Here is a 22,515-nt window from a genome sequence, read left to right on the forward strand (position 1 = left end):
TTTTTAAATGACATAGAATTATTAAATAGTATTGCTTTTACTCATCCGTTTTTATTGCTAAAAGGTATTAACGTCTACTTTAAAATAATTTTAACTACTAACGCGAGCGTTAGCAGCGTCTATCAATGGTTGCGATCCAGTTTGCAGGAATGCTAGGTTAGCCGAAACAACTTTCTTTGGTAATTTTGAAATCATCAAAGAACCTGTTTTTACTGAGCCTGAAGTTGATGCAAACTCTAATAAGTTTTTCCCATTACACTTAATACCGTTGAAGATACGACGAATTTTTAATTTATTCGTTTTTAAAAATGAACGCATGCGTTTCTTGTCATCGGATGCCACGTACTGACATAAACTTGTCGCAATGTCAGCAGCTTGTGCCTTTGGTGTTGTTACAACAGACGCTAATGTTAAAACAGTGATGGTTGAAGCTATTAATAATTTTTTCATTTTAAAAACCTTAAATAATGGAGTTAATAAAAGAAAAAACCACGGGATGTACCTGTTAACGAGGTGACTCCGCTGTCGTAGATTAACTTGCTATAAAGCAAATCAACCCTTAGACCGGTGGTTTTGCGTAACACGTTTTCGCGTGTTTTGCCTTTTCTTTGTCAATAGCAAGTATCACGTAATTGTTAGTAAAGTGCAAGTTAAATGGGCTGATCTGTTACTGTCAGTGACATGGTGTGCGTTATTGAGTTAAATTGTTACTAGATTAAAAAAAGGCAACGGTTTGATTAATATTGCCTTTTTGTTTGTGATAAGGGGGCGCGCCTGCTTTTTTTTAATTGTGGTCTATAAAATATATATTGTTACAAAGTTGTCCGAAATTGTACAGGGTTACAGTTTCATCTCTGCTATATCACCATTAACAACAAGCTCACCTTCTGTTAACTGAATTATTTCTTCAACGGAAACACCAGGGGCACGTTCCAGTAAATGAAACTTCCCGTCCTTAATTTCCATAAAGGCTAAATCCGTTAATACTTTTTTAATACAGCCTCTACCGGTTAAAGGCAGAGTGCAGTTTTTAAGCAACTTTGATACCCCATGTTTAGACGCGTGGGTCATAGTAACAATGATATTTTCTGCCCCAGCAACTAAGTCCATTGCTCCACCCATGCCTTTGATCAATTTACCAGGAATCATGTATGAAGCGATATTACCATTAGCATCCACTTCAAAGGCGCCTAGTACAGTTAAATCGACATGGCCGCCACGTATCATGGCAAAAGAGTCCGCTGAGTCAAAGACTGAAGCACCCTTTACCATAGTAACCGTTTGTTTGCCGGCATTAATAAGATCGGCATCAATTTCATCTATCGTTGGAAACTGTCCCATACCCAGTAAGCCATTCTCTGATTGCAACATGACTTCAATATCTTGTGGAATATAATTTGCTACTAACGTCGGAATACCTATGCCTAGATTAACGTAATAACCATCTTTTAGCTCTTGGGCAACACGCTGGGCGATTTGTTCTCTTGATAAAGCCATGGTTATGCTCCTTTTACTTTATGCGGATCTGCAGGGCGAGTAGTACGTTGTTCGATGCGTTTTTCAAAAGTTCCTTGAATAAGGCGGTCTACATAGATACCTGGGGTATGAATTTGATCTGGGTCTAAGCTACCAACTTCAACAATTTCCTCTACTTCAACGACGGTAATTTTACCGGCAGTCGCCGCCAATGGGTTGAAGTTACGCGCTGTTTTTCTAAAAATCAAATTACCATACCGGTCCGCTTTCCATGCTTTTACAATGGCAAAGTCACCGATAAGGGCTTCTTCTAGAATATAATCTCTACCATTAAAACTGCGTACTTCTTTACCCTCTGCTACGGGTGTGCCGACACCTGTGGCGGTGAAAAATGCCGGTATACCAGCGCCACCAGCGCGAATTTTTTCTGCCAGTGTGCCTTGTGGGGTTAATTCTACTTCTAACTCTCCCGCCATCATTTGACGTTCAAATTCAGCATTTTCACCCACATAAGAGGCAATTATTTTTTTAATTTGACGGTTTGGTAGCAACACGCCTAAACCAAAGTCATCGACACCACAGTTATTTGACACTAAGGTTAAACCTTTAGTGCCTTTACGCTTTATTTCGCTAATTAAATTCTCTGGAATACCGCATAAGCCAAAGCCACCGGCAATCACTGTCATGTTATCGGTAAGTCCAGCCAAGGCTTCTTCATAGCTTGCTACTACTTTGTCAAATCCTGCCATCTTTATCTCCTATTACTTTACTCTGAATCGATTATTGTTGTGCTAGGTATGCGGTTGATACTTTAGAAATTGGCGGTTTGCCTAATTTTTTACTGATAAACCAACCTGCTTGCAGCAACTTATCAAAATCTATATTCGTTGTTATACCTAAACCATTAAGCAGGTAAACAACATCCTCTGTGGCAACGTTGCCTGATGCACCTTTAGCATAAGGGCAACCGCCTAAGCCGGCAATAGCGCTATCAACTACTGAAATACCAAATTGTAGAGCGGCGTAAATGTTAGTTAACGCCTGGCCATAGGTATCATGGAAGTGAACCGCTAGTTGAGCCGTTGGTACACGGGCACTTACTGCCTGTAGCATTTTAGTTACGCTGGCTGGGGTGCCAATACCTATGGTGTCACCAAGGGATATTTCGTAACAACCCATGGCATGTAACTTTTGTGCCACCATGGCAACTTGCTCTGGGGCAATATCACCTTCATAGGGACAACCGACTACACAAGAAACATAGCCTCGTACTTTAATATTACGTTGTTTAGCATCCGCTATAATAGGTGCAAAACGTGCAATGCTTTCTTCGATAGAACAATTAATATTTTTTTGACTAAAGCTTTCTGAGGCAGCAGAAAAAATGGCAATCTCATCGGCATTAACCGCCATCGCCGCCTCATAGCCTTTCATGTTGGGTGTTAAAGCCGCATAGACTACTTTGCTGTTACGCTTTATGGTGGCAAAAACCTCCGCAGAGGTTGCCATTTGTGGCACCCATTTAGGGGAAACAAAACTGCCACTTTCGATATAACTTACGCCAGCATCACTTAAAAGTTCTATTAGCGCGACTTTATCGGCAGCACTGATAGCCTTGCCATTAATGAGAGCTTCATTTTGTAAGCCATCTCTTGGCCCTACTTCAACAATCTTTACCTTAGTTGGCAATTGCGGAGCTAGGCTCATCTGTTGATTAGCCATTAATTATCCTCAGCGTCTTTTGAAAATACTAATAATTCTGTGCCACCACTCACCATGTCACCGGCACTGAAAAATACTTCATTGACTATTCCGTCACTTGGCGCTTTGATGGTGTGTTCCATTTTCATCGCTTCCATGATCATTAGCGGTTGATCTTTAGTCACGTGCTCACCAGGGGTGACCAAGACACTAATCATAGTGCCATTCATCGGTGCGGTTAAACCGCCATGGTGATCATCATCCTGATTTTGTCCATGGTCAGGCAATACTTGGCTAAAGCTAAAAACGCCGTGCTCTTGATAAAGGCTTATGCGGTTATCAGTTTTGTTATGCGTAACTGCAACAATACTTTGGCTACGATGACCATCGATAGTTACCGTAATTTTTTCACCTTCAATTTCACCCTGACAATCAACAACGTGGCTAGTGACACCATTACCCTTAATGGAGATCAAATAATAGCTAGCACTGGCTTGACGTTTTTGCTCAATGGTAACGGCGTATTCAATATCATTGTAAGCCAAGGTTAATGAGTGATTATGGGGTTCATTTAAACGCCAAGCGTTGGTTATATGCCAAGGTGAATGGCGATCATTACTTTGTCTTGCTAGCGCTTTGGTTTTATTTTCAAGGTCGAGTATTAGGTATAAGGCGGCGGTAGGTAATTGTTTGGTTAATAACTCATCATTTTGCTTTTCATTGGCTTGATGAAAAATAGCTTGGCGATTTTTTTCAATAAAACTTGTGTCTATGTCGGCATTTTTAAAAGCATCTGTGGTAACCAGGTTATATAAAAACTCGATATTGGTGGTAACGCCTTCAATGCGATATTCACGTAAGGCTTTAGCTAAACGTTGTAAGGCTTTTTCCCTACTTTCATCCCATACAATCAATTTTGCAATCATGGGATCATAAAAAACACTGACTTCATCACCTTGACGAACCCCAGTATCGATACGCACATGTTTACTTTCTACTGGCGTTTTTAATAAATTTAACTGCCCAGTAGCAGGTAAAAAATCATTACTCGGGTCTTCGGCATAAATTCTTGCTTCAAAGGCATGACCCGTTATGGTTAATTCTTGTTGTGTTTTTGGCAACTTTTCACCGGCGGCAACACGTAATTGCCACTCGACTAAATCTTGTCCCGAAATCATCTCGGTTACCGGGTGCTCTACTTGCAAGCGGGTGTTCATTTCCATAAAGTAAAATGAGCCATCAACATCAAGTAAAAACTCAACCGTGCCAGCGCCTTGATAACCAATCGCTTGAGCAGACTTAATTGCTGTTTCACCCATTTTACTGCGCAGAAATTCACTCATGCTAAATGCTGGCGCTTCTTCAATCACTTTTTGGTGACGGCGCTGTACCGAGCAATCACGCTCAAACAAATACACCGCATTCTGGTGATTGTCGCAAAAGACTTGAATTTCAACATGACGAGGTTGCGTTAAATATTTCTCAACCAACATGGTATCGTCACCAAAAGAAGACATTGCCTCACGTTTGGCCGCAGCAAAACCTGCAGAGAATTCATCTTCACTCCATACTTCGCGCATACCTTTACCACCACCACCTGCGGTGGCTTTAAGTAGTACCGGATAACCCATAGCATCGGCTGCCTGTTTTAAGGTGTGCTCATTTTGATCCTCACCATGATAGCCTGGTACTAAGGGTACTTTAGCTTTTGCCATGATGTTTTTGGCAGCAGACTTTGAACCCATGGCTTCAATGGCTGCCACAGGAGGGCCGATAAAAGTAATATTCTCTTGCTGACAAGCACGACAAAAATCTGCATTTTCTGATAAAAAGCCATAGCCAGGATGGATAGCTTGCGCGCCAGTTTTCTTGGCCGCGGCAATCACTTTCTCTATCACTAGGTAACTTTCGCGAGAGGGTGAGGCGCCAAGATAAACGGCTTCGTCGGCCATATGTACATGTAAGGCATCTTTATCGGCATCAGAATAAACGGCGACCGTTAAAATACCCATTTTTTTGGCTGTTTTTATGATGCGGCAAGCAATTTCACCACGGTTAGCAATTAATATTTTACTAAACATCTATTTATCCTTCGCTGTCTTTACTGAGGTGACTGCCGGTTGTGGCACTTTGTTGCCAAGCAGGACTACGTTTATCAAAAAAAGCGCTAAGGCCTTCTTGTCCTTCACTTGAAACTCGAATACTGGCAATACGTGCACTGGTGTCGCTGAGTAGCTGTTCGTTGATATCTTGATAAGCAACATCAAAAGCGAGTTGTTTCGCTTGTCTCATTGCTTGTGGGCTATTGTTAAGCAAGGTGGCTATCATTTTATCTACCGCTGGCGTTAACTCATCTGCCTCGACCACTTCATCAACTAAACCAAGTTGCATGGCTTTATCAGCAAAAAATCGCTCAGCAGTTTGAAAATAGCGTCGTGACGCTTTTAAACCTATGGCATTAACAACATAAGGACTTATGGTTGCAGGAATAAGCCCTAACTTAACTTCGCTTAAGCAAAAACTGGCTTTGTTGCTGGCGATAACTATGTCACAACAACTGGCTAAGCCTACAGCACCGCCAAATGCAGCGCCTTGAATTTTAGCTATGGTTGCTTGTGGCATAAAATTTAACGCTTTAAGCATTTGCGCTAATTTAGTGGCATCTTTGAGGTTATCTTCATAAGAATAACCGGCCATACGTTTCATCCACGCTAAATCAGCACCGGCACTAAAGCTTTTACCATTAGCCGCTAGTACCATGATGTTAATATCGTCGCGCTTAGCAATATCATTGAAAATATCGGTTAAGGTTTTGATAATAATGTCATCAAAAGCATTGTGTTTTTCAGTGTTATTCAAAGTAACGGTAGCTACGCCATTATCGCTTACTGTATAAAGCACTTTCTTTGACTTATTTGAGTCTGCTGTGTCAATCGACATACTTTTTCCTTTACGCTTATTACGGGGAGAGAGTATCGCTTAATAGTACCGGCACTATTAATCAATTATATTTCCCCGTGAGGGCACGTTACATTCTGAAAATACCAAATTTAGTGTCTTCAATGGGTTTGTTTAGTGACGCTGATATGGCTAAGCCTAAGACTTGACGGGTATCAGCGGGGTCTATAATGCCGTCATCCCATAAACGGGCAGAGGCATAATAAGGGTGACCTTGGTGTTCATAGTCGGCAATAATCGGTTGTTTAAAGGCTTCTTCTTCTGCCGCAGACCAAGTTTCGCCATTACGTTCTTTTTTATCTCGGGTAACTTGTGCCATCACACCCGCAGCTTGTTCGCCACCCATTACCGAAATCCTGGCATTTGGCCACATAAATAAGAAACGTGGATCATAGGCTCGGCCACACATACCGTAATTGCCGGCGCCAAAGCTGCCACCAATTAAAATAGTAAATTTGGGGACTTTCGCGGTGGCAACTGCGGTTACCATTTTTGCCCCGTGTTTTGCAATACCACCTGCTTCATACTGTTTTCCGACCATAAAACCGGTAATATTTTGTAAAAACACTAGTGGTATTTTACGTTGCGCACACAGTTGAATAAAATGAGCACCTTTTTCAGCTGACTCACCAAATAACACGCCATTGTTTGCCACGATTCCCACCGGGTAACCAAAGATACTGGCAAAACCACATACCAGGGTAGTACCATAAAGTGCTTTAAACTCATCCAAATTACTGCCATCAACTATACGGGCAATAACTTCACGTACATCATAAGGCTGGCGGGTATCTTTCGGAATAATGCCGTAGATTTCATCGGCTTGGTAAGCCGGCTCTACTACATTATTAAGTGATTCAACATTAAGATTTATCGGTTTTACTCTATTTAAGTTTTTAATCGCAGCGCGGGCAATATCAAGGGCATGATGGTCGTTTTGGGCGTAATGATCGGTTACCCCAGAGGTACGACAATGTACATCTGCACCCCCTAATTCTTCTGCGCTAACTATTTCACCGGTCGCGGCCTTAACCAATGGTGGACCAGCTAAAAAAATAGTACCTTGCTCTTTAACAATGATTGATTCATCCGCCATAGCAGGAACATAAGCACCACCCGCAGTACAGGAACCCATCACCACAGCAATTTGAGGGATATTGTTGGCCGACATATTGGCTTGATTAAAGAAAATTCGACCAAAGTGCTCTTTATCTGGGAAAACATCATCTTGGTTGGGTAAATTTGCACCACCTGAGTCTACGAGATAGATACAAGGCAAGTTGTTTTCTTGTGCTATAGCCTGGGCTCTAAGATGTTTTTTTACCGTTAACGGGTAGTAAGTACCGCCTTTAACGGTGGCATCATTAGCAACAATGACACACTCTTGTCCGGAAACGCGACCAATACCGGTAATAATGCCGGCACAGGGTACGTAGTCGTCATAGACTTTATAAGCTGCTAATTGTGATAATTCGAGAAAAGCGGAACCAGGGTCAAGTAGTGCGTTAACTCGGTCACGCGGCAACAACTTACCTCTGTCTAAATGTCGTTGACGACTTTTTTCACCGCCACCTAGTTTTACTTCACTGAGTTTTTCACGCAAATCATCAATTTGACTTTGCATATGAGCCGCGTTATCGACAAAGTCTTGGCTGCGAGTGTTTATTTTACTTACTATTTTTGCCACGGGAGAGCCTTATAAATTAGTTTATTAATGTAGGAGGGCTTTATTCCCGATTTTTATAAACAATCGCGATTGAAACTGCTCCTACATAATTGCCTTTATTTCAATGGCAATTGCTGAAAAAATCGCTATTTAGATTCGTTAAACAATTCACGACCTATCAACATTCTACGGATCTCTGACGTACCAGCACCTATTTCATACAATTTAGCATCACGTAATAAACGCCCAACCGGGAACTCATTGATATAGCCATTGCCACCTAATATTTGAATCGCATCTAATGCCATTTTTGTCGCCAATTCTGCGCTATATAAAATAACTCCAGCAGAATCTTTACGGGTGGTTTCACCACGGTCACAAGCTTGAGCTACGTTATAAACATATGAACGAGCAGCATTCATTTGTGTATACATATCGGCAATTTTTCCTTGAATTAATTGAAATTCACCAATGGCTTGACCAAACTGTTTTCTGTCATGAATATAAGGAACAACATTGTCCATACAGGCAGTCATAATACCTAGCGGACCACCAGAAAGTACTACACGCTCATAATCTAAACCGCTCATGAGCACTTTTACGCCACTGCCGACTTCACCTAAGACATTTTCTGCGGGTACTTCACAGTCTTGAAACACTAATTCACAGGTGTTTGAACCGCGCATACCTAGTTTGTCTAATTTTTGATGGCGAGAAAAACCGGGGTAATCACGTTCGACAATAAACGCTGTTATGCCTTTTGAACCGGCATGGATATCTGTTTTTGCATAAATAACAAAAGTGTGCGCATCAGGACCATTAGTAATCCACATTTTGGTGCCATTTAAGACGTATTTATCACCTTTTTTAATGGCACTAAGTTTCATGCTTACTACATCTGAACCGGCATTGGGCTCACTCATGGCTAATGCGCCAATATGTTCACCTGAACATAACTTAGGTAAATATTTTTCTTTTTGTGCTTGGGTACCATTACGGTTAATTTGATTAACACAAAGGTTAGAATGCGCGCCATAACTTAATCCAACCGAGGCACTTGCGCGGCTGATCTCTTCAAGGGCAATCACATGTTCCATATAACCTAAGCCACTACCGCCAAACTCTTCCGCAACGGTTATGCCTAATAAACCCATATCACCAAACTTACGCCATAAATCATTTGGAAATTCATTATCAATATCTATTTGTGCTGCGCGTGGCGCTATTTCATCACGGGCAAAAGCATTCACCTGATCGCGAATCATGTCGGTTGTTTCACCTAAATTAAAGTTAAGTGAATTGTATCGTGAAATCATGATTTTTCCTCTTGTTGAACTCAGCCAGACAATGAACAACAGTGCCGAGCAGGTAACGTTAAATGGGCTTGGTTTTATTTATATTTTTTATAATTCATTGTGCTGTTAAATAAATTTTTCTACAGGGTTTTGAGGATGCTATTACAGTTATCCTCTAAGTCATCAAGTTCAATTAAAACCGCATTAATATCATTAAGTTGTTGCTTTAAATCACCTTTCTTATTAGTGATCAATGTCATTATGCTAGTTAACTGTATCGCACTGGTTTTATCAACATCATAAAGCTCAAACAAACGACCGGTTTCCGCTAACGAAAACCCTAGTCGTTTACCACGGAGAATCAACTTTAGTCGAACTTTATCTCGTTGGTTATAAATTCGAGTCTGACCTTTTCTTGCCGGAGAAAGTAATCCTTGGTCTTCATAAAAACGTATGCTGCGGGTGGTGATATCAAACTCTTTCGATAAATCACTGATTGAAAACTTTATCGAAGTCAGTTTCTGGCTCATGCAATATTTACTCAATAAAATTATTTATTGATTTATCTTATATGAAGTTTACGTTAACGTAAAGGTTGTTGAAGTTATACCTTGTCGCTAAAGTTAAGCTGACACTTGCTCTATGATTAGCCATACCCTGATGATTTTATAGCTATCTAGTATAGGAAAGTCTGTAGCTAGTTGCTGTAATTAACTGCTTACACTTTATCAATTGCATGGAACATAAGCCTTTAAGTTTACGTTGGCGTAAAGCAATTATTAAGTTAGGCTTGAACAATTACTAATTATTATTTCTGATTAAATGTGTTGGAGAACCGAATGTCATCATCTGATCCTATTGTTATTGTTTCCGCGGTAAGAACCCCTATGGGCGGTTTTGGCGGGTGCTTTGCCAGCGTTACTGCGCCTGACCTAGGTGCTAATGCAATTAAAGCTGCAGTCGCTCAAGCTAACTTAGCCGCTGACCAAATTGACGAGGTCATTATGGGCTGTGTTTTACCTGCTGGTTTAAAACAAGCACCGGCTAGACAAGCTGCAATTGCTGCAGATTTATCTTTATCAACCGTTTGTACCACTATCAATAAAGTGTGTGGTTCAGGTATGAAAGCGGTTATGCAAGCACACGATGCTTTACTTGCTGGCTCTATCGATACAGCAGTGGCCGGCGGTATGGAAAGTATGAGTAATGCGCCTTATATTTTACCTAAAGCAAGAACAGGTTTGCGTATGGGCCATGGCCAAGTCATTGATCATATGATGCAAGACGGTTTAGAAAATGCGTATGACGGCATTGCTATGGGCTGTTTTGCCCAAGATACTGCTGATGAAGCAAACTTTACTCGTGAAGCTATGGATGAATTTGCCATACGTTCACTTAGTCGAGCTAACCAAGCGATTGAATCGGGTGCTTTTAAAAATGAAATAACAGCCGTGACGGTGAAAAATCGTCGTAGCGAAGTGGTTATTGATACCGATGAGCAACCGGGTAATGCACGCCCAGATAAGATTCCTTCGTTACGTGCAGTCTTTAAAAAGGACGGTACTATTACTGCCGCTAACTCTAGCTCCATTTCTGACGGCGCAGCAGCGCTGGTTATGATGAAACTATCTGAAGCAAAATCTCGTGATTTAACACCACTTTGTAAAATAGTTGCCCATGCCACTCACGCACAAGCACCAAGCGAGTTTACTGTGGCACCGGTAGGGGCTATGAGTAAAGTGTTAGCTAAGGCTAATTGGTCTACCGATGATGTTGATTTGTTTGAAATTAATGAAGCCTTTGCTATGGTAACTATGTTAGCGGTTAAAGAAATGTCATTAGATATTAATAAAGTAAATATTCATGGCGGCGCCTGTGCGCTCGGTCATCCATTAGGTGCAAGTGGCGCCCGTATTATGGTGACCTTAATTCACGCTTTAAAAAATAAAGGTTTATCTAAAGGGGTAGCTTCCCTTTGTATTGGCGGCGGTGAAGCAACTGCTATTGCCTTAGAAATGCTGTAACTGACCACCTTCATGCTTGTATAGCCCAATTTATGTGGGGAAATTTTCCCAGTCAAAGATTGGCGACAAAGGTGTAAACACGATGTTTGGGCTAATGACTCGCGTCAGCGCCGTGCTTTTTCCTTTAACATGAACCATACAACGTAAAGCTGAACATATAGAGATGCCTTTTAAGATAGGAATTACTGATGAATTTTGATTTGACTGAAGACCAGAAAATGTTTGCTGAAACCGCCAAGCAATTTAGCGACAGCGAATTATTACCGAATGCTGCCAAGTGGGACCGAGAGCATACCTTTCCAAAAGATGTCATTACTAAAGCTGGGGCGTTAGGTTTTTGTGGCTTATATGCACCAGAAGAGGCCGGTGGTTTAGGGCTTAGTCGATTAGACTCATCAATAATCTTTGAACAACTATCCATGGGTTGTACCACTACAACGGCCATGATGACTATTCATAATATGGCAACATGGATGATTGCAACATGGGGCACTGCAACAATAAAAGCGGCTTGGTGCCCAGCGTTAGTTACTGGTGAGAAGTTAGCATCCTATTGTTTAACAGAGCCAGGCTCTGGCTCTGATGCAGCATCACTTAGTACCAGTGCAAAAATTGACGGTGACCATTATATTATCAATGGCTCGAAAATGTTTATTTCAGGTGCCGGTGAAACTGATGTTTTAGTTGTGATGGTGCGCACAGGTGAAGCGGGTGCCAAAGGTATTTCTGCCGTGGTTATTCCCGCTGACGCCGAAGGTGTTATTTATGGTAAGGCAGAAGAAAAAATGGGTTGGAATGCCCAACCGACTAAGCAAATTACGTTTGATAATGTCAAAATTCCACGAGAAAATTTACTTGCCAAAGAAGGTGAGGGCTTTTCTCTTGCCATGAAGGGACTTGATGGCGGTCGTATTAATATAGCTACTTGCTCGATTGGTACTGCGCAACAAGCACTAAATACTGCCACGACTTATATGCAAGAACGTCAACAGTTTGGTAAACCCATTGCTGCTTTTCAAGGTTTACAATTTAAACTAGCCGATATGGCAACTGAGTTGGTCGCAGCAAGACAACTTGTGCGCTTAGCTGCTTATAAATTAGATCAAAACGATCCCGAGAAAACCGCCTATTGTGCTATGGCAAAACGGTTTGCTACAGATATAGGTTTCCAAGTTTGTGATGCAGCCCTACAAATTCATGGCGGCTATGGCTATATGAAAGAGTTTCCATTAGAGCGTCACTTTAGAGATGTTCGTGTTCATCAAATTCTTGAAGGTACCAATGAAATCATGCGGGTGATTATTGCCCGCCGACTATTAACTGAAGGGGCAGGACAAATACTTTAGGCAAAGTCTCCCGATAAGGGCGTTTAACGTCCTTTTTGTTCTAACTATAGATTTAAGTTAAAGCCCAAATAAGACTCAAATCAAAGTTAATATAACAGCCCATATATAAAGTACTAAGCAAAGTACCTAGTAGAGGAAAGAAAATGTCTGATTATTCATCACAGTTTTTAACTGTAGAAGTTATTGCCCATACCGCCGTTGTTACCTTTAATAATCCACCCGCGCACACTTGGACGGCACAGAGCTTGGCAGACTTACGAGATTTGGTGTTGTCGCTCAATGAAGATAAAAATATTTATGCCTTGGTCTTAACGGGAGATGGCGGTAAATTTTTCTCAGCCGGCGCTGATCTTAATGTTTTCGCCGATGGCGATAAACAAGTTGCGAGAGATATGAGTGATATTTTTGCTCAGGCATTTGAAACGCTAGCTACTTTTCGCGGTGTTTCAATATCAGCGATTAATGGCTACGCTATGGGCGGAGGGCTTGAAGTCGCCTTGGCTTGCGATATTCGTATTGCCGAAGAGCATGCAGTAATGGCATTACCTGAAGCAAGTGTTGGTTTATTACCTTGTGCTGGTGGTACACAAAACCTTGCCTTACTGGTCGGGGAAGGTTGGACCAAACGCATGATCTTGTGTGGTGAGCGAGTTAACGCTGATAAAGCACTAGCCATTAATTTGGTTGAAGAAGTTGTTGCTAAAGGTGAAGGCAAGCGTGCTGCCATCGCTTTAGCTGAAAAGGTTGCCAAGCAAAGTCCGGTCGCAGTAGCTGCTTGTAAACAATTAATACAAAAGAATCGCGTTATGCCCATTGAGCAAGCCCTGCCACAAGAGCGGCAAGCGTTTGTCGACTTGTTTGACTCACTTGATCAAAAAGAAGGCGTACAAGCTTTTCTAGATAAACGTAAGCCTGTCTGGCTAAATAAGTAGTATTGATACTTTAAAACCTAAACAGCATATAAACAGGAAAAATTATGACGGACGTAGTTCTTTTTCATGAACTTAATTGTGATAACGGTAAAAAGGTTGGCGTGATCACCCTTAATTCTCCTAAATCACTCAATGCCCTCAGTGGCAAGATGATTGGCCTACTTTACCCACAGTTGCTTATCTGGCAGCAGCAACAAAACATTGCTGCGGTGTTTTTGCAAGGCGAAGGTGAGAAAGCCTTTTGTGCCGGCGGTGATATCGTCCATTTATTTGATGCGATGAAAGGTAATGCCATAAAAGCTAGCACCAGTAATAAAGATAAAACGACAGAACGGATTGCCGATAAAAACTTCGCGCCAGAAATTGAAGAATATTTTACCCAAGAATACCAATTAGATTATTTAATTCATACCTTTAACAAACCTTTTATTGTTTGGGGTAGTGGTATTGTCATGGGGGGGGGCTTAGGTATGCTTGTTGGTGGCAGTCATCGAATTGTCACCGAAAATTCACGTATTGCTATGCCGGAAATTAGTATTGGTTTATTCCCTGATGTCGGTGGCAGTTACTTTCTCAATAAAATGCCTGCTGGCTGTGGTTTATTTCTTGCGTTAACCGGGGCATCAATAAATGCTGCCGATGCCAAGTATTGCCAGCTGGCCGATTATTTTATTGAACAACAACAGAAGGATAACTTTCTCAATCAACTTAAAATGATTAATTGGGGAGAGACAATCCCATTAAATCACGACAAAGCATCACAATTATTGCAAGAGTTTGAACAAGGCTCAATCAGTAAACTGCCCACGTCACTATTAAGAGAACATCAAATACTCATAAGCCAGGTTGTGGATAACCAAGGCTTAAGTGAAATTATTGCTGCTATCTTAACTATTGAAAATGAAGATAAATGGCTAAGTAGAGCGAAAAAATCGTTGCAAAAGGGCAGTGCCTTGAGTGCTCAACTGGCTTATACGCAATTTAAATTAGGCAAAGGCCTGTCACTGGCAGAGTGTTTTCGCATGGAATTGAATTTAGCGGTTAAATGTGGACACTTCGGCGAGTTCCTTGAAGGTGTCAGGGCATTATTAATTGATAAAGATAATAGTCCACAATGGCGATATCCATCTGTTGAGTCAATTGACAGCAAGGTGCTTGCTTGGTTTTTCGAGTCTAAATGGTCAAAAGCAGCACATCCACTGGCTAAACTTGGCTAAACTTGCTTAACACCGACTAAGGCACAGACCAAGTGCTGAGTTAGCACTTGGTTCATCGATAAGATATAACAACATATATAACAACGATAATGACAATAATAATTTAAAAGGAATACCCATGGCAAATATCGCTTTTATTGGTTTAGGTAATATGGGCGGCCCAATGGCTATTAACTTAGCTAAAGCGGGTCACCAAGTTTGTGTTTTTGATCTTTCAGCAGATGCTGTGGCTCATGTTGTTGCCGCAGGAGCTAGTACTAAAGCCAGTGCTATAGCATGTGTGCAAGGAGCACAATTTGTTATCTCAATGCTACCAGCAGGTAAACATGTTGACGCGGTATACCTGGCAGAAAATACCGGACTGATTAATCATATTGAAGCGGGCTGTTTAGTTATTGACTCATCAACAATTGATGCTGCTACTTCGTGTAAAGTCGCTAAAGCTTTAGCAACAAAGGATATCAACTTTGTTGATGCGCCGGTTTCTGGAGGTGTTGGTGGTGCGGTTGCCGGTACTTTAAGTTTTATGGTCGGTGGCAGCACTGAAGAGTTTGCTCAAGCTGAGCCGATCCTTATGGCTATGGGTAAGAATATTTTTCATGCCGGTGTTCATGGTGCCGGACAAATTGCCAAAGTATGCAATAACATGCTGTTGTCGGTATTAATGGTCGGTACCAGTGAGGCATTACAATTAGGGCTTGCCAATGGCTTAGACCCCAAGGTGCTATCAAACATCATGAGTAAAAGTTCAGGCAGTAACTGGACCCTTGATGGTTATAACCCTTGTCCAGGTGTTATGGACAATGTACCTGCCTCGAATGATTACCAGGGTGGTTTTATGGTGGATTTAATGGCTAAAGATTTAGGCTTAGCCATGGAAACCTCCTTAGCAAGTCAATCTTCTACCCCTATGGGGGCGTTAGCGCGAAGCTTATACGCTATGCATGCAGCCTCGGGCAATGGTAGTAAAGATTTTTCCAGTATATTTAAACTATTTAATAAAAAGTAAGTTGAGACAAATGAAATTACAAGATAAAACAATCGTGATTACGGGTGGTGGTCAAGGACTTGGTTTGACTATGGCTATGAGCTTTGCCCAAAGTGGCGCAAATATCGCGTTGATCGATTTAAACGAACAGCAACTAAAAGAAAGTGCTGAACAAGTTAAAGCTGCTGGCCATAACAGCGTAAAAGTTAACTATTACCTAGCTAATGTCTGTAAAGAAGCTGAAGTAGAGCAAACTTTTCAACAGATCAATGAAGATTTTGGCGGCATTGACGGCTTAGTTAATAATGCGGGTATTTTACGTGATGGTATGTTTGTAAAAGCAAAAGATGGTGTTGTCGTTAAGAAGATGTCTTTAGCAAGCTTCCAAGCAGTGATTGACGTTAATCTTACCGGCGTATTTTTATGTGGCCGTGAAGCGGCAGTTCACATGATTGAAGGTGGCAAAGCCGGTGTTATCATTAATATGTCATCAATTGCCCGTGGTGGGAATATAGGCCAAACCAACTATGCTGCAGCAAAAGCGGGTGTGGTTGCTATGACAACAACTTGGGCAAGAGAACTAGGTCGTCACGGTATCCGAGTAGCTGCTATTGCTCCAGGGGTGATCCGCACAGCAATGACAGATGCGATGAAGCCTGAGATGCGCGATCGATTAGAGAAAATGAAACCCGTTGGCCGTTTAGGTGAAGCAGAAGAAATTGCCCATACGGCGAAATATATCTTTGAAAATGAATTTTTCACCGGGCGTGTCATTGAAATTGATGGTGGTCTTTGCATGTAGCTTGATGTTTTAGTCTATACAGCCTGTTTTTTAGCGCGATACTTAGCCGATTAGTCACTACTTTGTATGATATTTATGCGAACGAAGCCTTGTTAGTAAAAAAATAAAAATAAGTATTGTACTAAATGAAAAACTCTATAGAATGCGCATCCAGTTCCAAGGGGTTCAGGCAAATAGCTTAACCAACTGGACGTTATCTACAGGATGTAGTGTATTAAGTTAACGCAGGACGCAGTTAACTGTTTTGATAAGTTATCTGCTTCCTTTTAAGGTAAGTCAGCTAACTTAAGCTAACGTTTTAAAGTGTTTTTAAATACTTTATTTTTAATTAAGAAAAACGTTGACATCAAAACTCGGAGGCGTACAATGCGCATCCTACTTCGGGCAAACGGCAACGTTAGCAAGGAGCCAAGGTACTTAGCGAATGCGACTAAGACCTCTTTTCTTTAACAATTAGTTATCATGCAATTTGTGTGGGCACTCACATTAATGTTGTTTTACATAGTTTTCCTTTCGGGGAGAACAAAAACGCTTAATGAATGATGTTCATGCAAATAAATATAGTTACTTATTTCTAGCGAGATAGGTAGCGACTATGTAATGCTTCTTTTACTTGTAGGCGGGAACTTGTTCGCGCAGTACTTTTAAAAGGAACGACAGAATTCATTGAGCAGTAACACATCACTTGTGATGAGGTTACACAAACGATTTTTAATTGAAGAGTTTGATCATGGCTCAGATTGAACGCTGGCGGCAGGCTTAACACATGCAAGTCGAACGGTAACATGAACTAGCTTGCTAGTTTGATGACGAGTGGCGGACGGGTGAGTAATGCTTGGGAATATGCCTTGGAGTGGGGAACAACAGTTGGAAACGACTGCTAATACCGCATAACGTGCTTTTTGTAGTGAAAAGTACCAAAGGGGGGGATCTTCGGACCTCCCGCTTCTTGATTAGCCCAAGTGAGATTAGCTAGTTGGTAAGGTAAAGGCTTACCAAGGCGACGATCTCTAGCTGGTTTGAGAGGATGATCAGCCACACTGGGACTGAGACACGGCCCAGACTCCTACGGGAGGCAGCAGTGGGGAATATTGCACAATGGGCGAAAGCCTGATGCAGCCATGCCGCGTGTGTGAAGAAGGCCTTCGGGTTGTAAAGCACTTTCAGTTGTGAGGAAAGGTGGTGATTTAATAAATCATCACTGTGACGTTAGCAACAGAAGAAGCACCGGCTAACTTCGTGCCAGCAGCCGCGGTAATACGAGGGGTGCAAGCGTTAATCGGAATTACTGGGCGTAAAGCGTTCGTAGGCGGTTATTTAAGCAAGATGTGAAAGCCCAGGGCTCAACCTTGGAACTGCATTTTGAACTGGGTAACTAGAGTACTGTAGAGGGTGGTGGAATTTCCAGTGTAGCGGTGAAATGCGTAGAGATTGGAAGGAACATCAGTGGCGAAGGCGGCCACCTGGACAGATACTGACGCTGAGGAACGAAAGCGTGGGGAGCGAACAGGATTAGATACCCTGGTAGTCCACGCCGTAAACGATGTCAACTAGCCGTTCGTGGACTTGATCCGTGAGTGGCGCAGCTAACGCACTAAGTTGACCGCCTGGGGAGTACGGCCGCAAGGTTAAAACTCAAATGAATTGACGGGGGCCCGCACAAGCGGTGGAGCATGTGGTTTAATTCGATGCAACGCGAAGAACCTTACCATCCCTTGACATCCTCAGAAGCCAGTAGAGATACAGGCGTGCCTTCGGGAACTGAGTGACAGGTGCTGCATGGCTGTCGTCAGCTCGTGTTGTGAAATGTTGGGTTAAGTCCCGCAACGAGCGCAACCCCTATCCTTATTTGCCAGCGCGTTATGGCGGGAACTCTAAGGAGACTGCCGGTGATAAACCGGAGGAAGGTGGGGACGACGTCAAGTCATCATGGCCCTTACGGGATGGGCTACACACGTGCTACAATGGCAGGTACAGAGGGCTGCAATACCGCGAGGTGGAGCGAATCCCACAAAGCCTGTCGTAGTCCGGATCGGAGTCTGCAACTCGACTCCGTGAAGTCGGAATCGCTAGTAATCGTGGATCAGAACGCCACGGTGAATACGTTCCCGGGCCTTGTACACACCGCCCGTCACACCATGGGAGTGGGATGCAAAAGAAGTGGCTAGTTTAACCTTCGGGAGGACGGTCACCACTTTGTGTTTCATGACTGGGGTGAAGTCGTAACAAGGTAACCCTAGGGGAACCTGGGGTTGGATCACCTCCTTATCTTGAAGTAAAATTGCTTAATGAGAGCTTCGGTTCTACGAGTGTTCACACAAATTACATGATAACAAATATGAAGAAACTTGTTTTTTTAGCTTAGCTGGTTAGAACGTACCCATTCCTGATGAAAGCAGGGTGAGGGCGGCGCCGACGAGTTAGATAAAGCATAACCATGATAGGTCTGTAGCTCAGCTGGTTAGAGCGCACCCCTGATAAGGGTGAGGTCGGCAGTTCAAGTCTGCCCAGACCTACCAATTTTGTTTTTATCGGCGTTACTTGCCAACTCGTGTAGGAGTAACTACACGTTGTTACCAAGTGCCTTGATATAAAACGAAATGGTATTGTTTCTCTGTATAAAGAAAGAAGCCAAATTTAAGCTTAACTTTTAAAGTTATTTTAAATTTGGTTTTTTTAAACCACTTTTTAAGCGAATGTGCCTTAAATTGAAGTTCTTTAACAATCTGGAAAGCTGATATAAATATCGGTATTTATGTCGTAACGAACGGTGTCGCGCTGAACGTTGCAATGATATAAATACCAACAAAAGCGATACAATCTCTCCCAAGAGGTTGTATCAACATTCGATTGATGTCTACTCGACATTGATTGTCTTATCAAGTAACTCATCTTATATGAACCTTTCGAGGTAAGTATATTGAGTACGTGAAAATGTCAGACTTTACAATTAGTTCGGATTAGTCTCCGAACATTCTAGTAAAATGTTTTATCTTTTGTTCTTACAATAAATAATTCATTTCGACGGGATTTGTGCTTTAAACAAGGCGCTTAGATATGAAGTGTAGTTTGTTCTACACGAATATTTAAGCAACGAAGTATAAAGGTCAAATAACAAGAAACTACTTAGGGTTGTATGGTTAAGTGACTAAGCGTATGTGGTGGATGCCTTGGCAGTTAGAGGCGATGAAGGACGTGTTAATCTGCGAAAAGCTCAGGTAAGGTGATAACAACCGTTATAGCCTGAGATGTCCGAATGGGGAAACCCACTTAGCATAAGCTAGGTATCGTTAACTGAATACATAGGTTAACGAGGCAAACCGGGAGAACTGAAACATCTAAGTACCCCGAGGAAAAGAAATCAACCGAGATTTCGTTAGTAGCGGCGAGCGAACGCGAATCAGCCCTTAAGCTTATTGGGCGCTAGTGGAATCTACTGGAAAGTAGAACGATACAGGGTGATAGTCCCGTACACAAAAGCAACCTTTAAGTGAAATCGAGTAGGACGGAGCACGTGAAACTTTGTCTGAATATGGGGGGACCATCCTCCAAGGCTAAATACTACTAACTGACCGATAGTGAACCAGTACCGTGAGGGAAAGGCGAAAAGAACCCCTGTGAGGGGAGTGAAATAGAACCTGAAACCGCATACGTACAAGCAGTGGGAGCCAAATTTAGTTTGGTGACTGCGTACCTTTTGTATAATGGGTCAGCGACTTATATTCTGTAGCAAGGTTAACCGATTAGGGGAGCCGTAGCGAAAGCGAGTGTTAACTGCGCGTTTAGTTGCAGGGTATAGACCCGAAACCCGGCGATCTACCCATGGGCAGGTTGAAGGTTGAGTAACATCAACTGGAGGACCGAACACACGTATGTTGAAAAATGCGGTGATGACTTGTGGGTCGGAGTGAAAGGCTAATCAAGCCGGGAGATAGCTGGTTCTCCCCGAAATCTATTTAGGTAGAGCCTCGGACGAATACCATTGGGGGTAGAGCACTGTTAAGGCTAGGGGGTCATCCCGACTTACCAACCCTTTGCAAACTCCGAATACCAATGAGTACTATCCGGGAGACACACTGTGGGTGCTAACGTCCATTGTGAAGAGGGAAACAACCCAGACCGCCAGCTAAGGTCCCAAAGTACTAGTTAAGTGGGAAACGATGTGGAAAGGCATAGACAGCTAGGAGGTTGGCTTAGAAGCAGCCATCCTTTAAAGAAAGCGTAATAGCTCACTAGTCGAGTCGGTCTGCGCGGAAGATGTAACGGGGCTAAACTAGTCACCGAAGCTGCGGATTTGCAATTTATTGCAAGTGGTAGGGGAGCGTTCTGTAAGCCGTTGAAGGTAGATTGAGAAGTCTGCTGGAGGTATCAGAAGTGCGAATGCTGACATGAGTAACGATAAGGGGAGTGAAAAACTCCCCCGCCGAAAGACCAAGGTTTCCTGTCCCATGTTAATCAGGGCAGGGTAAGTCGGCCCCTAAGGCGAGGCGGAAACGCGTAGTCGATGGGAAACAGATTAATATTTCTGTACTTCATTATATTGCGAAGGAGGGACGGAGTAGGCTAGGTGAGCACGGCGTTGGTAGTCCGTGTGAAAGGCTGAAGGTTGGGAGATTAGGTAAATCCGGTCTCCTCCTTTTATTAGGAAAACTGAGAGCTGAGACGAGTCACTACGGTGATGAAGTCATTGATGCCACACTTCCAGGAAAAGCTTCTAAGCTTCAGATATAGTGGAACCGTACCCCAAACCGACACAGGTGGTTGGGTAGAGAATACTAAGGCGCTTGAGAGAACTCGGGTGAAGGAACTAGGCAAAATAGTACCGTAACTTCGGGAGAAGGTACGCTGGTATAGGGTGAAGGAACTTGCTTCCGGAGCCTAAACCAGTCGAAGTAACCAGGTGGCTGGAACTGTTTATTAAAAACACAGCACTGTGCAAAATCGAAAGATGACGTATACGGTGTGACGCCTGCCCGGTGCCGGAAGGTTAATTGATTCGGTTAGACTTAGGTCGAAGCTGATGATCGAAGCCCCGGTAAACGGCGGCCGTAACTATAACGGTCCTAAGGTAGCGAAATTCCTTGTCGGGTAAGTTCCGACCTGCACGAATGGCGTAATCATGGCCACACTGTCTCCACCCGAGACTCAGTGAAATTGAATTTGCGGTTAAGATGCCGTATACCCGCGGCTAGACGGAAAGACCCCGTGAACCTTTACTATAGCTTGACAGTGAACATTGCTCCTACATGTGTAGGATAGGTGGGAGGCTATGAAACCATGTCGCTAGATGTGGTGGAGCCAACCTTGAAATACCACCCTTGTATGCGTGATGTTCTAACCTAGGGCCGTAATCCGGCTTGGGGACACTGTCTGGTGGGTAGTTTGACTGGGGCGGTCTCCTCCCAAAGAGTAACGGAGGAGCACGAAGGTTGGCTAAGTACGGTCGGACATCGTACGGTTAGTGCAATGGCATAAGCCAGCTTAACTGCGAGACAGACACGTCGAGCAGGTACGAAAGTAGGTCATAGTGATCCGGTGGTTCTGTATGGAAGGGCCATCGCTCAACGGATAAAAGGTACTCCGGGGATAACAGGCTGATACCGCCCAAGAGTTCATATCGACGGCGGTGTTTGGCACCTCGATGTCGGCTCATCACATCCTGGGGCTGAAGTCGGTCCCAAGGGTATGGCTGTTCGCCATTTAAAGTGGTACGCGAGCTGGGTTTAGAACGTCGTGAGACAGTTCGGTCCCTATCTGCCGTGGGCGTTTGAGAATTGAAGAGGGCTGCTCCTAGTACGAGAGGACCGGAGTGGACGAACCACTGGTGTTCGGGTTGTCATGCCAATGGCATTGCCCGGTAGCTACGTTCGGAACTGATAACCGCTGAAAGCATCTAAGCGGGAAGCAGGCTTTGAGATGAGTTCTCACTGGGACTTTAAGTCCCCTAAAGGGTCGTTGGAGACTACAACGTTGATAGGTCAGGTGTGTAAGGACTGCGAGGTCTTGAGCTAACTGATACTAATTGCCCGTGAGGCTTAACCATACAACACCCAAGTGGTTTTTGACTATAAAGTGTGTGTGAAGACTGACATAAATATATAAAACACGTA

General features: G+C 43.0%; 15 protein-coding genes, 1 tRNA gene, 2 rRNA genes and 1 riboswitch. Of the genes, 9 read left to right on the forward strand and 9 right to left on the reverse strand.

The features are described from left to right. Positions 1 to 90: 90 nt before the first annotated feature. From CMT41_RS06135 to CMT41_RS06175, 9 genes are all read right to left on the reverse strand, one after another. Positions 91 to 450: a DUF3718 domain-containing protein gene (locus CMT41_RS06135; RefSeq protein WP_231732984.1), complete on the reverse strand. Its 360-nt coding sequence runs from the start codon at positions 448 to 450 to the stop codon at positions 91 to 93. A 59-nt stretch (positions 451 to 509) separates the two neighbouring features. Next, positions 510 to 612, reverse strand: a riboswitch (cyclic di-GMP riboswitch). A gap of 228 nt (positions 613 to 840) precedes the next feature. Then, on the reverse strand, positions 841 to 1,497 hold the full coding sequence (locus tag CMT41_RS06140; RefSeq protein ID WP_058026641.1) for a 3-oxoacid CoA-transferase subunit B: 657 nt from the start codon (positions 1,495 to 1,497) through the stop codon (positions 841 to 843). 2 nt (positions 1,498 to 1,499) lie between these two features. Next, a complete protein-coding gene (locus CMT41_RS06145; protein WP_058026642.1) occupies positions 1,500 to 2,225 on the reverse strand; it encodes a CoA transferase subunit A in 726 nt (241 codons plus the stop codon). Between the two features lie 31 nt (positions 2,226 to 2,256). After that, positions 2,257 to 3,198 carry a hydroxymethylglutaryl-CoA lyase gene (locus CMT41_RS06150; protein WP_058026643.1) on the reverse strand — a complete coding sequence of 314 codons (942 nt, stop codon included), beginning with the start codon at positions 3,196 to 3,198 and terminating at the stop codon, positions 2,257 to 2,259. After that, a complete protein-coding gene (locus CMT41_RS06155) occupies positions 3,198 to 5,258 on the reverse strand; it encodes an acetyl/propionyl/methylcrotonyl-CoA carboxylase subunit alpha (protein ID WP_058026644.1) in 2,061 nt (686 codons plus the stop codon). Before CMT41_RS06155 ends, CMT41_RS06150 begins: the two co-directional genes overlap by 1 nt. A gap of 4 nt (positions 5,259 to 5,262) precedes the next feature. Beyond that, complete coding sequence (locus CMT41_RS06160) at positions 5,263 to 6,117, reverse strand: enoyl-CoA hydratase/isomerase family protein (protein WP_058026645.1); 855 nt, start codon at positions 6,115 to 6,117, stop codon at positions 5,263 to 5,265. 88 nt (positions 6,118 to 6,205) lie between these two features. Further along, positions 6,206 to 7,822, reverse strand: coding sequence for a carboxyl transferase domain-containing protein (locus CMT41_RS06165; RefSeq protein ID WP_058026646.1), 1,617 nt, complete (start codon positions 7,820 to 7,822; stop codon positions 6,206 to 6,208). Between the two features lie 125 nt (positions 7,823 to 7,947). After that, positions 7,948 to 9,117, reverse strand: coding sequence for an isovaleryl-CoA dehydrogenase (locus CMT41_RS06170; protein WP_057180416.1), 1,170 nt, complete (start codon positions 9,115 to 9,117; stop codon positions 7,948 to 7,950). A gap of 119 nt (positions 9,118 to 9,236) precedes the next feature. Beyond that, positions 9,237 to 9,626 (reverse strand): MerR family transcriptional regulator, encoded by a 390-nt coding sequence (locus CMT41_RS06175; RefSeq protein WP_058026647.1) that lies wholly within the window; start codon positions 9,624 to 9,626, stop codon positions 9,237 to 9,239. Between the two features lie 309 nt (positions 9,627 to 9,935). Here CMT41_RS06175 and CMT41_RS06180 point away from each other — a divergent pair, with 309 nt between their 5' ends. From CMT41_RS06180 to CMT41_RS06220, 9 genes are all read left to right on the forward strand, one after another. Next, positions 9,936 to 11,120, forward strand: coding sequence for an acetyl-CoA C-acyltransferase (locus tag CMT41_RS06180; protein ID WP_058026648.1), 1,185 nt, complete (start codon positions 9,936 to 9,938; stop codon positions 11,118 to 11,120). 188 nt (positions 11,121 to 11,308) lie between these two features. Then, the gene (locus CMT41_RS06185) at positions 11,309 to 12,466 is read left to right on the forward strand and encodes an acyl-CoA dehydrogenase family protein (protein ID WP_058026649.1); all 1,158 of its coding nucleotides are present in this window, start codon (positions 11,309 to 11,311) and stop codon (positions 12,464 to 12,466) included. A 143-nt stretch (positions 12,467 to 12,609) separates the two neighbouring features. Further along, entirely contained in the window at positions 12,610 to 13,398 is a 789-nt protein-coding gene (locus tag CMT41_RS06190; protein WP_058026650.1) for an enoyl-CoA hydratase, read from the forward strand. A 44-nt stretch (positions 13,399 to 13,442) separates the two neighbouring features. After that, complete coding sequence (locus CMT41_RS06195) at positions 13,443 to 14,615, forward strand: enoyl-CoA hydratase/isomerase family protein (protein ID WP_058026651.1); 1,173 nt, start codon at positions 13,443 to 13,445, stop codon at positions 14,613 to 14,615. Between the two features lie 118 nt (positions 14,616 to 14,733). Next, the gene (mmsB, locus tag CMT41_RS06200) at positions 14,734 to 15,624 is read left to right on the forward strand and encodes a 3-hydroxyisobutyrate dehydrogenase (protein ID WP_057180428.1); all 891 of its coding nucleotides are present in this window, start codon (positions 14,734 to 14,736) and stop codon (positions 15,622 to 15,624) included. Between the two features lie 10 nt (positions 15,625 to 15,634). Beyond that, positions 15,635 to 16,405, forward strand: a complete 771-nt coding sequence (locus tag CMT41_RS06205; RefSeq protein WP_058028159.1) for an SDR family oxidoreductase — start codon at positions 15,635 to 15,637, stop codon at positions 16,403 to 16,405. Positions 16,406 to 17,117: 712 nt separating this feature from the next. Beyond that, positions 17,118 to 18,673, forward strand: a 16S ribosomal RNA gene (locus tag CMT41_RS06210). A gap of 174 nt (positions 18,674 to 18,847) precedes the next feature. After that, positions 18,848 to 18,924, forward strand: a tRNA-Ile gene (locus tag CMT41_RS06215). Between the two features lie 619 nt (positions 18,925 to 19,543). Then, a 23S ribosomal RNA gene (locus CMT41_RS06220) occupies positions 19,544 to 22,448 on the forward strand. Together the 16S and 23S rRNA genes with 1 tRNA gene alongside form the textbook arrangement of a ribosomal RNA operon. Positions 22,449 to 22,515 lie beyond the last annotated feature (67 nt).

Origin of the sequence: Colwellia sp. MT41, assembly GCF_001444365.1 — a bacterium.
Classification (GTDB): domain Bacteria; phylum Pseudomonadota; class Gammaproteobacteria; order Enterobacterales; family Alteromonadaceae; genus Colwellia; species Colwellia marinimaniae.

Excerpts from the sequence above, each read along its gene's own strand:
- CMT41_RS06135 (WP_231732984.1), bottom strand. The coding sequence starts at position 450 with ATGAAAAAATTATTAATAGCTTCAACCATCACTGTTTTAACATTAGCG.
- CMT41_RS06140 (WP_058026641.1), bottom strand. The coding sequence starts at position 1,497 with ATGGCTTTATCAAGAGAACAAATCGCCCAGCGTGTTGCCCAAGAGCTA.
- CMT41_RS06145 (WP_058026642.1), bottom strand. The coding sequence starts at position 2,225 with ATGGCAGGATTTGACAAAGTAGTAGCAAGCTATGAAGAAGCCTTGGCT.
- CMT41_RS06150 (WP_058026643.1), bottom strand. The coding sequence starts at position 3,198 with ATGGCTAATCAACAGATGAGCCTAGCTCCGCAATTGCCAACTAAGGTA.
- CMT41_RS06155 (WP_058026644.1), bottom strand. The coding sequence starts at position 5,258 with ATGTTTAGTAAAATATTAATTGCTAACCGTGGTGAAATTGCTTGCCGC.
- CMT41_RS06160 (WP_058026645.1), bottom strand. The coding sequence starts at position 6,117 with ATGTCGATTGACACAGCAGACTCAAATAAGTCAAAGAAAGTGCTTTAT.
- CMT41_RS06170 (WP_057180416.1), bottom strand. The coding sequence starts at position 9,117 with ATGATTTCACGATACAATTCACTTAACTTTAATTTAGGTGAAACAACC.
- CMT41_RS06175 (WP_058026647.1), bottom strand. The coding sequence starts at position 9,626 with ATGAGCCAGAAACTGACTTCGATAAAGTTTTCAATCAGTGATTTATCG.
- CMT41_RS06180 (WP_058026648.1), top strand. The coding sequence starts at position 9,936 with ATGTCATCATCTGATCCTATTGTTATTGTTTCCGCGGTAAGAACCCCT.
- CMT41_RS06185 (WP_058026649.1), top strand. The coding sequence starts at position 11,309 with ATGAATTTTGATTTGACTGAAGACCAGAAAATGTTTGCTGAAACCGCC.
- CMT41_RS06190 (WP_058026650.1), top strand. The coding sequence starts at position 12,610 with ATGTCTGATTATTCATCACAGTTTTTAACTGTAGAAGTTATTGCCCAT.
- CMT41_RS06195 (WP_058026651.1), top strand. The coding sequence starts at position 13,443 with ATGACGGACGTAGTTCTTTTTCATGAACTTAATTGTGATAACGGTAAA.
- mmsB (WP_057180428.1), top strand. The coding sequence starts at position 14,734 with ATGGCAAATATCGCTTTTATTGGTTTAGGTAATATGGGCGGCCCAATG.
- CMT41_RS06205 (WP_058028159.1), top strand. The coding sequence starts at position 15,635 with ATGAAATTACAAGATAAAACAATCGTGATTACGGGTGGTGGTCAAGGA.